The sequence below is a fragment of the Herbaspirillum sp. CAH-3 genome (assembly GCF_009668275.1).
Lineage (GTDB): Bacteria > Pseudomonadota > Gammaproteobacteria > Burkholderiales > Burkholderiaceae_D > Herbaspirillum > Herbaspirillum aquaticum.
Window position 1 is genome coordinate 193119 of the sequence record NZ_VSWE01000011.1, and the last position, 13497, is coordinate 206615.

17 protein-coding genes are annotated in these 13497 nt (G+C 61.5%); 15 read left to right on the forward strand and 2 right to left on the reverse strand.

Annotated features, from left to right (window positions below; genetic code table 11):
- Window positions 1-56: 56 nt before the first annotated feature.
- Window positions 57-1172, reverse strand: coding sequence for a Re/Si-specific NAD(P)(+) transhydrogenase subunit alpha (locus FYB76_RS15810; RefSeq protein WP_154134248.1), 1116 nt, complete (start codon window positions 1170-1172; stop codon window positions 57-59).
- Window positions 1173-1339: 167 nt separating this feature from the next.
- On the opposite strand from FYB76_RS15810, the gene FYB76_RS15815 reads away from it, so the two are divergent.
- The 9 genes from FYB76_RS15815 (at window position 1340) to bfr (ending at window position 6805) form a co-directional block, all read left to right on the forward strand.
- Window positions 1340-1828 carry an NUDIX hydrolase gene (locus FYB76_RS15815; RefSeq protein WP_154134249.1) on the forward strand — a complete coding sequence of 163 codons (489 nt, stop codon included), beginning with the start codon at window positions 1340-1342 and terminating at the stop codon, window positions 1826-1828.
- 57 nt (window positions 1829-1885) lie between these two features.
- Window positions 1886-2992, forward strand: coding sequence for a tRNA 2-thiouridine(34) synthase MnmA (gene mnmA, locus FYB76_RS15820; protein WP_088754614.1), 1107 nt, complete (start codon window positions 1886-1888; stop codon window positions 2990-2992).
- Between the two features lie 219 nt (window positions 2993-3211).
- Window positions 3212-3400 (forward strand): hemin uptake protein HemP, encoded by a 189-nt coding sequence (gene hemP / locus FYB76_RS15825; protein ID WP_008325641.1) that lies wholly within the window; start codon window positions 3212-3214, stop codon window positions 3398-3400.
- Window positions 3401-3497: 97 nt separating this feature from the next.
- Window positions 3498-3818 (forward strand): hypothetical protein, encoded by a 321-nt coding sequence (locus FYB76_RS15830; protein ID WP_088754613.1) that lies wholly within the window; start codon window positions 3498-3500, stop codon window positions 3816-3818.
- Between the two features lie 46 nt (window positions 3819-3864).
- Window positions 3865-4092: a bacterioferritin-associated ferredoxin gene (locus tag FYB76_RS15835; RefSeq protein WP_088754612.1), complete on the forward strand. Its 228-nt coding sequence runs from the start codon at window positions 3865-3867 to the stop codon at window positions 4090-4092.
- 9 nt (window positions 4093-4101) lie between these two features.
- On the forward strand, window positions 4102-4800 hold the full coding sequence (locus FYB76_RS15840) for an energy transducer TonB (RefSeq protein WP_154134250.1): 699 nt from the start codon (window positions 4102-4104) through the stop codon (window positions 4798-4800).
- Window positions 4801-4895: 95 nt separating this feature from the next.
- Entirely contained in the window at window positions 4896-5627 is a 732-nt protein-coding gene (locus tag FYB76_RS15845; RefSeq protein WP_039786252.1) for a MotA/TolQ/ExbB proton channel family protein, read from the forward strand.
- Window positions 5627-6043, forward strand: coding sequence for a biopolymer transporter ExbD (locus FYB76_RS15850; protein ID WP_034332017.1), 417 nt, complete (start codon window positions 5627-5629; stop codon window positions 6041-6043). The genes FYB76_RS15845 and FYB76_RS15850 overlap by 1 nt, the downstream gene beginning before the upstream one ends.
- Window positions 6044-6325: 282 nt before the next feature.
- The gene (gene bfr, locus FYB76_RS15855) at window positions 6326-6805 is read left to right on the forward strand and encodes a bacterioferritin (protein ID WP_008325625.1); all 480 of its coding nucleotides are present in this window, start codon (window positions 6326-6328) and stop codon (window positions 6803-6805) included.
- A 113-nt stretch (window positions 6806-6918) separates the two neighbouring features.
- Here the strand turns inward: bfr and FYB76_RS15860 are convergent, their stop codons facing one another.
- Complete coding sequence (locus FYB76_RS15860; protein ID WP_088754610.1) at window positions 6919-7533, reverse strand: glutathione S-transferase family protein; 615 nt, start codon at window positions 7531-7533, stop codon at window positions 6919-6921.
- 241 nt (window positions 7534-7774) lie between these two features.
- Between FYB76_RS15860 and purB the strand changes: the two genes are divergently transcribed.
- The 6 genes from purB (at window position 7775) to FYB76_RS15890 (ending at window position 13414) form a co-directional block, all read left to right on the forward strand.
- Window positions 7775-9142 (forward strand): adenylosuccinate lyase, encoded by a 1368-nt coding sequence (purB, locus tag FYB76_RS15865; protein ID WP_154134251.1) that lies wholly within the window; start codon window positions 7775-7777, stop codon window positions 9140-9142.
- A gap of 305 nt (window positions 9143-9447) precedes the next feature.
- Window positions 9448-9972 (forward strand): cytochrome b, encoded by a 525-nt coding sequence (locus tag FYB76_RS15870; protein ID WP_145607183.1) that lies wholly within the window; start codon window positions 9448-9450, stop codon window positions 9970-9972.
- Between the two features lie 63 nt (window positions 9973-10035).
- Entirely contained in the window at window positions 10036-10608 is a 573-nt protein-coding gene (locus tag FYB76_RS15875) for a YceI family protein (protein ID WP_088754607.1), read from the forward strand.
- Between the two features lie 111 nt (window positions 10609-10719).
- Window positions 10720-11292, forward strand: a complete 573-nt coding sequence (locus FYB76_RS15880) for a YceI family protein (RefSeq protein WP_088754606.1) — start codon at window positions 10720-10722, stop codon at window positions 11290-11292.
- 220 nt (window positions 11293-11512) lie between these two features.
- Window positions 11513-12148, forward strand: coding sequence for a pyridoxamine 5'-phosphate oxidase (gene pdxH, locus FYB76_RS15885; protein ID WP_088754605.1), 636 nt, complete (start codon window positions 11513-11515; stop codon window positions 12146-12148).
- A gap of 57 nt (window positions 12149-12205) precedes the next feature.
- Entirely contained in the window at window positions 12206-13414 is a 1209-nt protein-coding gene (locus FYB76_RS15890; protein WP_088754789.1) for a cyclopropane-fatty-acyl-phospholipid synthase family protein, read from the forward strand.
- Window positions 13415-13497 lie beyond the last annotated feature (83 nt).

Here is a 13497-nt window from a genome sequence, read left to right on the forward strand (position 1 = left end):
TGGGTGTGAGGGGGACTGAAAACACCCGGGTTTCCTGCCGACCCGGGCCGGCAGATTCATTTGCGCAGGATCTCGCCACCCTGGCAGAGCAGCGTGGCCGCGACGATATCGTCTTCCTTGTTGATGACCAGCTTGCCTTCGGCATCGATGATCAGTTTGAGGAAGTCCAGCACGTTGCGCGCATACAGGGCCGAGGCATCGGCCGCCACCAGGGCCGCCAGGTTGCCTTCGCCGATGATGTGCACGCCATGCTTGATGACGGTCTTGCCGGGTTCGGACAGGGGACAGTTGCCGCCCTGGTCGACCGCCATGTCCAGGATCACCGAACCGGGTTTCATGGCCTTGACGGTTTCTTCGCGGATCAGCACCGGCGCCTTGCGGCCGGGGATCAGGGCGGTGGTGATGATGATGTCGGCCTGCCTGGCGCGTTCGTGGACCAGTTCGGCCTGGCGCTTCATCCAGTCCGGTGGCATGGGGCGGGCATAGCCGCCCACGCCCTGGGCGATTTCCTTTTCTTCCTCGGTCAGGAAGGGCACGTCCAGGAATTTGGCCCCCAGCGACTCGATCTGCTCCTTGACCGCCGGACGCACGTCGGACGCCTCGATCACCGCACCCAGGCGCTTGGCCGTGGCAATGGCCTGCAGGCCGGCCACGCCAGCCCCCATGATGAGCATGCGCGCGGCCTTGACGGTACCGGCGGCGGTCATCAGCATGGGCATGAAGCGTTGATAGGTGTTGGCGGCCATCAGCACGGCCTTGTAGCCGGCAATGTTGGCCTGCGAGGACAGCACGTCCAGCGACTGCGCGCGGGTGGTGCGGGGCGCGGCTTCCAGGCCAAAGGCGGTGAGGCCGGCTGCGGCCATGGCGGCGATGTTGTCGGCATCGAAGGGATTCAACATGCCGATGACCACGGTACCCGGCTGGATGCGGGCGCGTTCGGCTTCATTGGGGGCGCGCACCTTGAGCAGGATCTCGGCGGTATAGACCGCTTCGGCGCTACCGATGCTGGCACCGACGGCCACATAGGCCTCATCGGGAATGCTGGATTTGACCCCGGCGCCGGACTCCACCATCACTTCGTGCCGGGCCGCAACCAGTTTCTTGACGGTTTCGGGGGTGGCGGCGACACGGGTTTCTCCGTCCCGGCTTTCGGCGGGGATCGCTATCCTCATTCCTGACTCCTTTTTTTGTGGATTCTTGGCCCAATCTTACACGACTGGCCTTGCCGGGCGAGAAATTGTCCAGCCTGCAAGAAAACTGCGCGATCCCGCGCCACGGCGGCCCTGGCGCTGAAGAATGGGCTTCGACAAGGTAAAATGGCGGATTCACGAGGTCATCAATGTCTGAAGTCTGGAAACCCTCTGTCACCGTAGCTGCCATCATCGAGCGCGACGGCCGCTTCCTCATGGTGGAAGAACACGGCGCCGGCGGGCTGCGCATCAACCAGCCGGCCGGCCACCTGGAACCGGGCGAATCCCTGATCGAGGCGGCGGTCCGCGAGGCGCTGGAAGAATCGGCACATGTCTTCACTCCGACGGCGCTGGTGGGGACTTATCTTTCACGCAACGTGTCGTCCTCGCGCGGCGGCCTGTCGGTCACCTACCTGCGCTTCGCCTTTGCGGGAACGGTCGGCGAGGCGCTGGACCGGACGCTGGACGAGGGCATCGTGCGCGCCGTCTGGATGACACGCGACGAACTGGTTGCCTGCGCCGAACGGCATCGCAGCCCCTTGGTGTTGCGTTGCGTGGATGACTACCTGGCCGGCCAGCGCGCACCGCTGGAACTGGTCCATACCGATCCCAGCGCCATTGGCGCCCTGCCCGGCTGACGCGGGCGCATCACCTGGCGGACCTCTTGACGGAGGACCGCATTGAACGGAAACAACATGAGCAAGAAAAGAGTAGTCATCGGCATGTCGGGCGGCGTGGATTCGTCGGTTTCGGCATGGCTGCTGAAGGAGCAAGGCTATGAGGTCATCGGCCTGTTCATGAAGAATTGGGAAGATGACGACGATTCGGAATACTGCTCCACCCGTGAAGACTGGATCGACGCGGTCAGCGTGGCCGATGTGGTCGGGGTGGATATCGAGGCAGTGAATTTTGCTTCCGAGTACAAGGATCGCGTCTTCGCCGAGTTCCTGCGCGAATACCAGGCCGGCCGCACGCCCAACCCGGACGTGCTGTGCAATGCCGAGATCAAGTTCAAGGCCTTCCTCGACCACGCCATGAAGCTGGGTGCCGACCTCATCGCCACCGGCCACTACGCGCGGGTGCGCCAGGGGCCGCAGGGTGACTTCCAGTTGCTCAAGGCGCTCGACGCCAGCAAGGACCAGAGCTATTTCCTGCATCGGCTGAATCAGGAGCAGCTCTCGCGCACGGTGTTCCCCCTGGGTGAAATCCACAAGACCGAAGTGCGCAAGATCGCCGAGCAGCTGCAACTGCCGAACGCCAAGAAGAAGGACTCGACCGGCATCTGCTTCATCGGCGAGCGCCCTTTCCGTGAATTTTTGAACCGTTACCTGTCCTACAAACCCGGTCCCATCAAGACCGCCGACGGCCAGACCGTGGGCGAGCACGTGGGCCTGTCCTTCTATACGCTGGGCCAGCGCAAGGGGATCGGCATCGGCGGCCTGAAGGCGCACCAGAATGCCGATGGCCATGGCGACGCCTGGTACGTGGCGCGCAAGGATGTGGAGAACAATACCCTCTACATCGTCCAGGGACATGACCACCCCTGGCTGCTCTCGCCCACGCTTTCGGCAGGCCAGATCAGCTGGGTCGCAGGCCAGGCGCCCCAACTGCCGGCCTTGTCGGCCAAGACGCGCTATCGCCAGGCGGATGTTCCCTGCGGCTTTGCCGATGCCGGCGGCACCTTCTCGCTGGCGTTCGACACCCCGCAATGGGCGGTCACGCCGGGCCAGTCTGCGGTGCTGTATGACGGCGACGTCTGCCTGGGTGGCGGCATCATCGAAAGCGGCGCACTGCCGGATTAAGCTTTCACAAAGGCAACTATTGAATGCCCCGCGCGCGATCTTCGCGCCGGGGCATTTTCTTTTGGGCAAGCTTGACAGCCTTGATAGGCTGGAAGTGTTTCCTGCACGACCCTAAATGATAAAAATTATCAATCACACCGATAAAAGGGCTTGCAATCCCGCCGCAAATCGCAAATAATCTAAATAAGAATTGTTCGCATTTAATAGGAGGTGATTGTAATGAGCCAACTGAACGACAACAGCATGGACCGTCGCAACAAGCCGGGCACGACCGCCAACGGAACGCCGATCACCCGCATCAAGAGTACGGACCTGTTCCGTCAGATGCGCGAGCTTGAGATTGATCACGGCGGTCGCATCTACAAATTGCGCCTGACCCAGCTGAACAAGCTGATCCTGACGGCGTAAGCCGGCAGCATCAAACAAGGTGGATCCATAAACAGGCCAGCCAGCGTCGTTCGTCATGACGCACCGCCAGCCAAGCTAGCCCTGCGAGGAGAGTTTGATGGTCAACGAGAACATGACGTCCACGTTCGTGGAACCGAGCAACGCACCGGCCCAGCCTGAACTTCTGGTGTCCGCCGTGCTGCATCTGATGTCGCACTACACCGCCAACAACAGCCAGGAAACGCAGAGCTGCGTCAAGCTGGCCTCGGTGATCGAAAGACACCTGAAGGCCCTGGCGGACCTGCCCAACCTGGCACCGGTGCTGCGGGCCACCTGCCAGCAGCTGTCGGAACAATGGGCGCATGTAGTGGAACGCACGATGCCGCCGCAGGAAAAATTCAACTTCTTCTCGCGCATGGTTGCAGGAGCGAGAACTTAGCCATCGTCAAGTCAAGAGCCTGATGAAGCAGGCAGCAAGGCGTAAAATGATCGTATGTGTTTGTAATAACATCTCTGAAGGCAAGATCCATCAGGCGGTCGATGCAGGCGTGTCGTCCATGGCCGAGCTGCGCAAGCAGCTTGGCGTGGGCACCTGCTGCGGCAAGTGCCACTCCTGCGCCAAGAACGTCCTGCGCGAATGCCTCAGCAGTTCCCGTCAAGCACAGCAAGGTACGCGTCCGGTGGTATTCCATCCCTCACTGGCCGCTGCCTGAACCAGATCAATGAACGCCATTTCACCGTCTCTCATGAGTATCAGCCCACCCAGCGCACTGATGCGCCAGGCACGCAAGATCGGCCCGCTGGGGCTGATCATCCTGTTGCACATCGCCTTTTTCTGGGCGCTGCAAAGCGGCCTGGTCCACCAGGTCGCCAGCGCCGTTCCCAAGGAAGTGATCGCCACCTTCATCGTTCCCGAGAAGGCCCCTGAGCCCGCGCCGCCCAAGGCCGAGCCGGCCCCGCCCAAGCAGGTGAAGATCGTCAAGAAAGTGGTGGCGCCGCCCAAGCCGGTCCCCGTGACCGAAACCCCGGCACCGACCGCCATCACGGCGCCGCCCCAGCCGCCGCAACCAGCAGCCCCGGCAGCGCAGGCCGCTCCCGAACCGACGCCGGCACCGGCCGCCCCGCCTGGCCCGGTCCTGCCCAAGCAGATCACTTCGGGTATCGAATACATCGAAAAGCCGAACCCGACCTATCCCAGCGTCTCGCGCCGCATGGGTGAAGAAGGCGTGGTGGAATTCCGCGTGACCGTCAACACCAGCGGCCGCGCCGAAAAGGTCGAGATCACCAAGTCCTCCGGCTATTCGCGCCTGGACGATGCCGCCCGCAGCGCCGTGATGCGCGCCGTCTTCAAGCCCTATATCGAAAACGGCAAGGCCATCACCGTCAGCACGGTCGGCAGCCTGGCCTTCCGCCTGAACTGAATAAAGCATCTCGCCTGGCCGGGTCTTGCCCGGCCAGGCAATCATTTCGTTTCATCATTCCCCTCATCTGATAGTCAAAAATAGAAGGAAACATCATGGAAGTTAGTCCGTACGGATTGGAAAGCCTCTGGGCCCAAGGCGATTTCGTTACCAAGGGCGTCGCCGTCCTGTTGCTGGCCATGTCGATCGCGTCCTGGTACGTGATCTTCACCAAGGCCTTCCAGCTGCTGCGTTTCCGCAAGGCCTCGGCCGCCGCCGGCCACCAGTTCTGGGATACCACCAGCCTGCCCGAAGGCGTGGCCACCCTGGGCCATGACAACCCCTTCGCCGAAGTGGCCAAGGCCGGTGTCACCGCCATGAGCCACCACACCGCCCACAAGGGCCACCTGCATGACCAGCTGTCGGTGAGCGACTGGGTCACCCTGTCGCTGCGCCAGGCCATCGACGAAGCCTCCGGCAAGCTGCAAACCGGCATGGCCGTGCTGGCTTCGGTCGGCTCGACCGCACCGTTCGTGGGCCTGTTCGGCACTGTCTGGGGCATCTACCACGCGCTGGTGTCCATCGGCACCACCGGCCAGGCCAGCATCGACAAGGTCGCCGGCCCCGTCGGTGAAGCCCTGATCATGACCGCGTTGGGCCTGGCCGTGGCCATCCCCGCCACCTTCGGCTACAACGCCCTGGTGCGCGGCAACAAGACCACCATCGCCAAGCTCAACAAGTTCGGCTTCGACCTGCACGCCCTGTTCGTCACCGGTGCCCGCGCCGCCGGTGAAGACGGCCAGCCCAATGGCGGCAAGGCCAAGCTGACCGCAGTCGGGAGGGCATGATGGGCATGGGTTCCCTGTCCGATTCGGACGACGATTTCAATCCCGAGATCAACACCACCCCGCTGGTGGACGTGATGCTGGTCTTGCTGATCATCTTCATCATCACCATCCCGGTGATGAACCATGCGGTCAAGATCGACCTGCCCAAGGCCAGCAGCCAGCCGGACCAGGTGAAGCCGGAAAGCATCAACCTGTCCATCGATGCAGCCGGCAACGTGTTCTGGAATGAAGAAAAGATCGACAGCAGCGAACTGAGCGCCCGCATCGCCGTGGCCGCCCAGAAGCAGCCGCAGCCGGAAATGCACCTGCGCGCCGAGCGCACCACCCAGTATGAAAAGGTGGCGCAGGTAATGTCGGCGGCGCAGTCCGGCGGACTGACCAAGATCGGCTTCGTGACCGATCCTGACAAGAAATAAACTTCAGCAGTCGCCGCCCCCAAGGGAAGTGCCACCCCGGCACTTCCGGCAATTCCCGGCACGCTCCCCACAGGGCCTGCACCCGAAAACCTCCCTCGCCTGGCGACGGAGGTTTTTGTTTTTTCCTTCATACGCCAACCAAAGTAAGAATGATTACCGCTAATTCTTGCTGAACAAAGCACGCATCTGGACTATGATCCGTCCGTCCGCGGTCAGGCAGCTATAACGTCACCCATAATTAACGCGGTTTTCCTCTTACATCAATTTTTAAAGGTAATCCCCATGAAAGGCGATCCCGCAGTCATCAAGTTGCTCAATGCTCAACTGACCAATGAGCTCACCGCCATCAACCAGTATTTCCTGCATGCCCGCATGTACAAGCATTGGGGCCTGGACAAGATCGGCGCCAAGGAATACGCCGAATCCATCGGCGAGATGAAGCACGCTGACAAGCTGATCGACCGCATCCTGATGCTCGACGGCCTGCCCAACCTGCAGGCGCTGCACAAGCTGATGATCGGCGAGAATACCCAGGAAATGCTGCAATGCGACCTGAAGCTGGAACAGGCGGCCCACAAGACCGTCAAGGAAGGCATCGCCACCTGCGAACAGCACGGCGATTACGTCTCGCGCGAACTGTTCCAGATGATCCTGGATGACACCGAAGAACACATCGACTGGCTGGAAACCCAGCTGGACCTGATCGACAAGGTCGGCATCCAGAATTACCTGCAAAGCCAGATGTCGCCGGCCAGCGAATAATCGCAACAGCCGATGGCAAACAAAAAGCGCGCTCCTTGGAGCGCGCTTTTTTTATGTCATCGCCCATCTGGCCACAAGACCGATGGCAATGGCCAAGGGCGCGGGGCCCTGCCTCACAGATGCGGCACGGTGTCCTTGAAACTGGCCCGTTCCGACACCTTGTCGAACAGTCGCGCCAGTTGCGGATAATCCTCGCGCCAGGCCAGGTCCGGGAAGCGGAAAGCCAGCCAGCCCAGCGCACAGCCTACCGCCACGTCGGCCAGGGTATAGTGGTTGCCCACACAGAAGGGCTTTTCGCCCAGGCCCTCGGCCATCGCCTTCAAGGATGCCTCCACCTTGCTCCACTGGCGCTTGATCCATTCCGGGCTCTGCTGCTTGGTCGGACGCAGGGTCTTTTCCAGGCGCACCAGCACTGCCGCATCCAGGGCACCATCGGCCAGCGCTTCCCAGCACTTGATCTCGGCGCGCTCGCGGCCGTTGGGGGGCAGCAGCTTGCCGACCGGCGTCAAGGTGTCCAGGTATTCGACGATCACCCGCGAATCGAACATGGCGCCCCCATCATCCATCAACAGACAGGGCACCTTGCCCAGCGGGTTGCTCTCTTGGATGGTGGTCGATGCACTCCAGACATCTTCCAGGATGAATTCGTAATCGATCTTTTTTTCGGCCATCACGACGCGCACTTTGCGCACGAACGGACTGGCATTGGAACCGATGAGTTTTAACATAGCGTGTGGAGTAATGATCTGTGGCGATTATATCATTCGCATTTCCTGACAATTTTATGAAGAATCGCGTCAGGAACGGAATGCAACGGTCCAAAAGGACTGCGCCGGACGGGAAAATTGGGCCGGCCGGCGTGCCGATGGTAAAATGCCGGGCTCAGGCGATTCGGGTTTTGGCATAAAAGCCTGCCAAAACTCGCCAATCTTCAGTCAACGCATCTCTTCCGTTTCCATCGTTTCCATCATGTCCCTCTCCGCTCTCTCGGCCCTGTCCCCGCTGGACGGCCGCTATGCCTCCAAGACCGATCAACTGCGTCCGCTGCTCTCTGAAGCGGGCTTCATGCACCATCGTGTGAAGGTCGAGATTGCCTGGCTGCAAGCGCTGTCCGAAGCCGGTTTTGCCGAGATCAAGCCCTTCTCCGAGCAGGCGCGTGCGCTGCTGGACAAGCTGGCCGCCGACTTCACCGAAGCCGATGCCGCCCGCATCAAGGAAATCGAAGCCGTCACCAACCACGACGTCAAGGCCGTGGAATACTGGCTCAAGGAAAAAGTGAAGGATGTGCCTGAACTGGTGGCCGCCTCCGAATTCATCCACTTCGCCTGCACTTCCGAAGACATCAACAACACCTCGCACGGCATGATGTTGAAGGCCGCGCGCGACACCGTGCTGCTGCCCTCGCTGCAAGCCGTGATCGCCAAGCTGACCACCCTGGCCCACGAGCACGCCGCCGTGCCGATGCTCTCGCGCACCCACGGCCAGCCGGCCAGCCCGACTACCCTGGGCAAGGAAGTGGCCAACGTCGTGGCGCGCCTGCAACGCGCGGCCAAGCGCATCGCCAGCGTCGAGATCCTGGGCAAGATGAACGGTGCCGTGGGCAACTACAACGCCCACCTGTCGGCCTACCCGCAGACCGACTGGGCGGCCTTCTCCAAGGAAGTCGTGGAAAAGCGCCTGGGCCTGACCTTCAATCCCTACACCATCCAGATCGAGCCGCACGATTACATGGCCGAACTGTTCGATGCCGTGGCCCGCACCAACACCATCCTGCTGGACCTGAACCGCGATATCTGGGGCTACATCTCCCTGGGCTACTTCAAGCAGCGCACCAAGGCCGGCGAAATCGGTTCCTCGACCATGCCGCACAAGGTCAACCCGATCGACTTCGAGAACTCCGAAGGCAACCTGGGCATGGCCAACGCCGTCCTGAAGCACCTGGCCGAGAAGCTGCCGGTCTCGCGCTGGCAGCGTGACCTGACCGACTCCACCGTGCTGCGCAACATCGGCGTGGGCTTCGGCTACACCCTGCTGGCCTATGACAGCTGCCTGCGCGGCCTGAACAAGCTGGAAGTGAACCCGCAACGCCTGGCCGACGACCTCGACGCCACCTGGGAAGTGCTGGCCGAGCCGGTGCAGACCGTCATGCGCCGCTATGGCATCGAGAATCCGTATGAGCAACTGAAGGAACTGACCCGCGGCAAGGGCATTTCCAAGGACGCCCTGCGCGACTTCATCAATGGCCTGGCCATCCCGCAAGAAGCCAAGGACCACCTGCTGGCCATGACCCCGGCCAACTACATCGGCACCGCCGTGGAACTGGCCAAGCAGATCTGATAGCGCATAGCATCGATCCGCAACATGAAGAAATGGCGCACAGCAATGTGCGCCATTTTTCATTTGGCCCACCCAAAACGTGAAGCATTGTCAGGATTACTCGCAAAACCGGACGGCTGAAGTGCGATTTCGGCGAGTAATGCGAGCAGCCAAAGCTCTTTATACTCAGCAGGGTCAAAAAGAGTGGCATCATCGCTTGCCGCCCGGAATCTTCGCGGATTTCGCGACGCCAGCCCGGCCTGCCCGCGCTGCAGAACCATTGCAGAGCCAGCCGCTCCAAACGCCACCTACGCTCGCCACATCCTATGGAACGCTATACCAAACCCGCCGTGCTGCTGCACTGGCTCATTGCCCTGTTGATCATCTCCGCTTTCGGCCTGGGGCTGACCATGGTCGACATTCCCGGCCTGACCCCGACCAAGCTGAAGTATTTTTCCTGGCACAAATGGCTGGGCGTGACCGTGCTGGCGCTGGTCTGCGTGCGCCTGCTGTGGCGCCTCACGCACAAGGCCCCGGCTTACCCGGCCAACATGCCTGGTTGGCAACAGTCGGCCGCACACGGCCTGCACCTGGGCCTGTACGTGCTGATGTTCGCCATTCCCGTCTCCGGCTATTTCTACAGCCTGGCCGCCGGCGTGCCGGTGGTCTACCTGGGCGTGGTACCGCTGCCGGTGCTGATGGCTCCCAATCCCGAGTGGAAGCCACTGCTCAAGGCCACCCACTACTGGCTCAACATGACCCTGCTGGCCGCTTTTGCCCTGCACGTGCTGGCCGCGCTCAAGCACCAGTTCATCGATCGTGACAACATCTTCAAACGCATGCTGCCTTGATGTGCTGCAAGCCGCACGCCACGCAAGATCATTCATATTGCTCGTTTTTTTACGGAACCCGACATGACCTCCACTTCCTCCCTCCGCTTCCTCAAGCCCAGCCTGCTGGCCCTGGCCGCTGCTGCCTTCACCCTCTCCGCGCAAGCCGCCCCGCTGAAGGTCGATGCCGCCAAGAGCAGCGTGACCGCCACCTTCAAGCAGTTGAACGTCCCGGTCGATGCCAAGTTCAAGAAGTTCAACGCCACCATCGACTTCGACGCCGCCAAACCGGAACAAGGCAAGGCCACGGTCGAGATCGACGTGTCCAGCTTCGACCTGGGTGAAGCCGAGTACAACAAGGAAGTGCAGAAGAAGGAATGGTTCAACGCCGCCCAATTCCCCAAGGCCAGCTTCGTGGCCAGCAGCATCAAGGCCGCTGGCGCCGGCAAGTATGACGTGGCCGGCAAGCTGACCATCAAGGGCAAGAGCACCGATGTCAGCTTCCCGCTGGCCGTCAAGAAGGATGGCGCCACCCAGGTCTTCGACGGCGCCCTGCCCATCAAGCGCCTGACCTACAACGTCGGTGAAGGCGAGTGGAAGGATACCGGCATGGTGGCCGATGAAGTGACGATCAAGTTCCACATCGTGGCCCAGTAATCCGTAGCAACAGCACCAACAACATCAACAAAAGTCGTTCCGCGCCATGACGCACCGCCCTGCAAGGGGCGGGCTCCCCAGCGGTTTTTCTCACTCAAGGAATCAACACACATGAAACTGAATCACCTCTTCTTCGCCCTGGTCGCCGCCGGCGCCGCTGTCTCCGCCAACGCTGCTGATACCTACAGCATCGATCCCAGCCACACCTACCCCAGCTTCGAAGCTGACCACATGGGCGTGTCCATCTGGCGCGGCAAGTTCGACAAGACCAGCGGCACCGTGACCCTGGATCGTGCTGCCAAGACCGGCACCGTCGACATCACCATCGATACCGCCTCCATCGACTTCGGCATGGCCAAGATGAACGACCACGCCAAGAGCGCCGACATGTTCGACGTCGCCAAGTACCCGACTGCCCAATACAAGGGCAACATCAAGTTCAACGGCGACAAGCCGGCCACCGTCGAAGGCGAACTGACCCTGCACGGCGTGACCAAGCCGGTCACCCTGACCCTGAACAAGTTCACCTGCATCCAGCACCCGATGCTCAAGCGTGAAGTGTGCGGCGGCGATGCGTCGGCTTCGTTCAACCGCGCCGACTTCGGTATCGACTACGGTGCCAAGTATGGTTTCTCGATGGACACCAAGCTGGCCATCCAGGTCGAAGCCGTCAAGACCAACTGATCTTGCCCGAGCTTGCCTGAAGCGGCCGGACCTGGTCCGGCCCCGGCAAACCGCGAAAGCCGATGCGATAATGCATCGGCTTTTTTATTGGCGCGCCTTGCTTGCGATCATGGAGCAACGGGCCGCCAGGCCGCACAATGGCTCGCATTCGCCGTTTTGCTGCTCTGCAAAACATTTTGAAACGCGCTAATCTAGCGCCACTCCCCAAGGAGCAAGAAGCATGTCGTTAGCTGACCTACGTAAAGACTACAGCCGCGCCAGCCTGTCCGAAGTCGACACGGCCGCCGACCCGATTGACCAGTTTGCCGTCTGGTTCGAGGAAGCGACCAAGGCCCAGGTCCCCGAGCCCAACGCCATGAGCGTGGCCACCGTCGGGGCCGATGGGCGGCCTTCTTCGCGCATCGTGCTGATCAAGCAGTTCGATCAGCTGGGCTTTACCTGGTTTACCAATTACGACAGCCGCAAGGGGGCCGATGTAGCGGAGAATCCCTACGTGGCCCTGCTGTTCCACTGGGTAGAACTTGAACGCCAGGTCCGCATCGAAGGAAAGATCGAACGCGTGACCAAGGAAGAGAGCGACGCGTACTTCTACAGTCGCCCCCTGGCCAGCCAGCTCGGCGCGATCGCCTCGCAGCAGAGCCGGACCGTCGCCAGCCGCGAGACGCTGGAACAGCAATACGAAGCAACCAAGCAGCAATTCGGGGACCATCCGACCCGCCCGGAACACTGGGGTGGCTACCGCGTGATTCCCGATCGCATCGAATTCTGGCAAGGCCGACCCTCCCGCCTGCACGACCGCGTGCTCTACACGCGCTCCGATGACGGCCAGTGGCAACGGCAGCGCCTGCAGCCCTGACGACATCCCCATGCCAGGCAGGGCCGGACAGCATTCATCACTGACGCGGAGGACATCGTGTTTTGGGAAAAGAAGCTAGACGCCTGGGTAGAAAACATTCGCAATGTGTCGGCCCTGCCACTGCGGCTGGAGCTGTGGAACGGACAGCATTACGACTTCAGCAGCGGTACGCCCGAAGTCACGCTCAAGGTTCCGCACGCCTCAGCCATCACTTCACTGCTCACGCCCTCGCTGGCCAACCTGGGCGAGGCCTACGTCGAAGGCAAGATCGAGGTCGAGGGCAAGGTCAAGAGCATCATCCAGGTCGCCAACGGCCTGGCCTCCAACACCCTCAAGGCCGAGGGCCGGCTGGGCCGCATGGTGCGCAGCGTGACGCATACCAAAAAGCGGGACGCCGAAGCCATCCAGTATCACTACGACGTTTCCAACGACTTCTACAAGCTGTTCCTGGACGAGAACATGGTGTATTCCTGCGCCTACTTCGAGAACGGCGACGAGGACCTGGGTGCGGCCCAGCTCAAGAAGATCGACCACATCCTGCAGAAGATCCAGTTGAAGCCCGGCCAGACCCTGCTCGACATCGGCTGCGGCTGGGGCGCGCTGGTATTGCGGGCGGCGCAGAAATTCGGTGCGCGCTGCGTGGGCGTGACGCTCTCCAAGAACCAGTACGCCCTGGCACGTGAGCGGGTGGAAGCAGCCGGGCTCAGCGACCGCATCGAGATCCGCCTGCAGGACTACCGTGACGTCACCGGCACCTTTGACCGCATCACCTCGGTGGGCATGTTCGAGCATGTGGGCATCAAGAATCTGCCGACGTATTTTGCCCAGATCAGGAAGCTGCTCGCCGATGGCGGCATGGCCATGAACCACGGCATCACCAGCACCGACATCGAGAATGGCGAGTCGCCCTATGGCGCCGGTGAGTTCATCGACAAGTACGTGTTCCCCGCCGGTGAACTGCCGCACATCAGCACGGTGCTGCGGACCATGCAGGAAGGCGGCCTGGAAGCCTTCGACGTGGAGAACCTGCGGCGCCACTATGCCCGCACCTGCGGCATCTGGGCCGACAATTTCGAAGCCAATGCCGAGGCCATCCACCGCGTGACCGACGAGAAGCGCTACCGCATCTGGCGCGTCTACCTGGCCGGCAGCGCCTATGGATTCGAACGCGACTGGATCTCGCTTTACCAGGTCATCTGCACCAAGGCCGGCCGCAGCGCGCAACAGCTGCCATGGTCGCGCAAGTACATCTACGCACAACAATAAGCATTCGCCAGCCCCATGAAGCAACGGGCCTGCCCTCTTCCGGGGGCAGGCCCGTTGTACGTTCTACGTCGTCACGTGCAGCG

Excerpts from the sequence above, each read along its gene's own strand:
- FYB76_RS15835 (WP_088754612.1), top strand. The coding sequence starts at position 3,865 with ATGATCGTATGTGTTTGTAATAACATCTCTGAAGGCAAGATCCATCAG.
- purB (WP_154134251.1), top strand. The coding sequence starts at position 7,775 with ATGTCCCTCTCCGCTCTCTCGGCCCTGTCCCCGCTGGACGGCCGCTAT.
- FYB76_RS15815 (WP_154134249.1), top strand. The coding sequence starts at position 1,340 with ATGTCTGAAGTCTGGAAACCCTCTGTCACCGTAGCTGCCATCATCGAG.
- FYB76_RS15840 (WP_154134250.1), top strand. The coding sequence starts at position 4,102 with ATGAACGCCATTTCACCGTCTCTCATGAGTATCAGCCCACCCAGCGCA.
- FYB76_RS15875 (WP_088754607.1), top strand. The coding sequence starts at position 10,036 with ATGACCTCCACTTCCTCCCTCCGCTTCCTCAAGCCCAGCCTGCTGGCC.
- FYB76_RS15850 (WP_034332017.1), top strand. The coding sequence starts at position 5,627 with ATGGGCATGGGTTCCCTGTCCGATTCGGACGACGATTTCAATCCCGAG.
- FYB76_RS15880 (WP_088754606.1), top strand. The coding sequence starts at position 10,720 with ATGAAACTGAATCACCTCTTCTTCGCCCTGGTCGCCGCCGGCGCCGCT.
- bfr (WP_008325625.1), top strand. The coding sequence starts at position 6,326 with ATGAAAGGCGATCCCGCAGTCATCAAGTTGCTCAATGCTCAACTGACC.
- FYB76_RS15860 (WP_088754610.1), bottom strand. The coding sequence starts at position 7,533 with ATGTTAAAACTCATCGGTTCCAATGCCAGTCCGTTCGTGCGCAAAGTG.
- mnmA (WP_088754614.1), top strand. The coding sequence starts at position 1,886 with ATGAGCAAGAAAAGAGTAGTCATCGGCATGTCGGGCGGCGTGGATTCG.
- FYB76_RS15870 (WP_145607183.1), top strand. The coding sequence starts at position 9,448 with ATGGAACGCTATACCAAACCCGCCGTGCTGCTGCACTGGCTCATTGCC.
- pdxH (WP_088754605.1), top strand. The coding sequence starts at position 11,513 with ATGTCGTTAGCTGACCTACGTAAAGACTACAGCCGCGCCAGCCTGTCC.
- FYB76_RS15845 (WP_039786252.1), top strand. The coding sequence starts at position 4,896 with ATGGAAGTTAGTCCGTACGGATTGGAAAGCCTCTGGGCCCAAGGCGAT.
- hemP (WP_008325641.1), top strand. The coding sequence starts at position 3,212 with ATGAGCCAACTGAACGACAACAGCATGGACCGTCGCAACAAGCCGGGC.
- FYB76_RS15830 (WP_088754613.1), top strand. The coding sequence starts at position 3,498 with ATGGTCAACGAGAACATGACGTCCACGTTCGTGGAACCGAGCAACGCA.
- FYB76_RS15810 (WP_154134248.1), bottom strand. The coding sequence starts at position 1,172 with ATGAGGATAGCGATCCCCGCCGAAAGCCGGGACGGAGAAACCCGTGTC.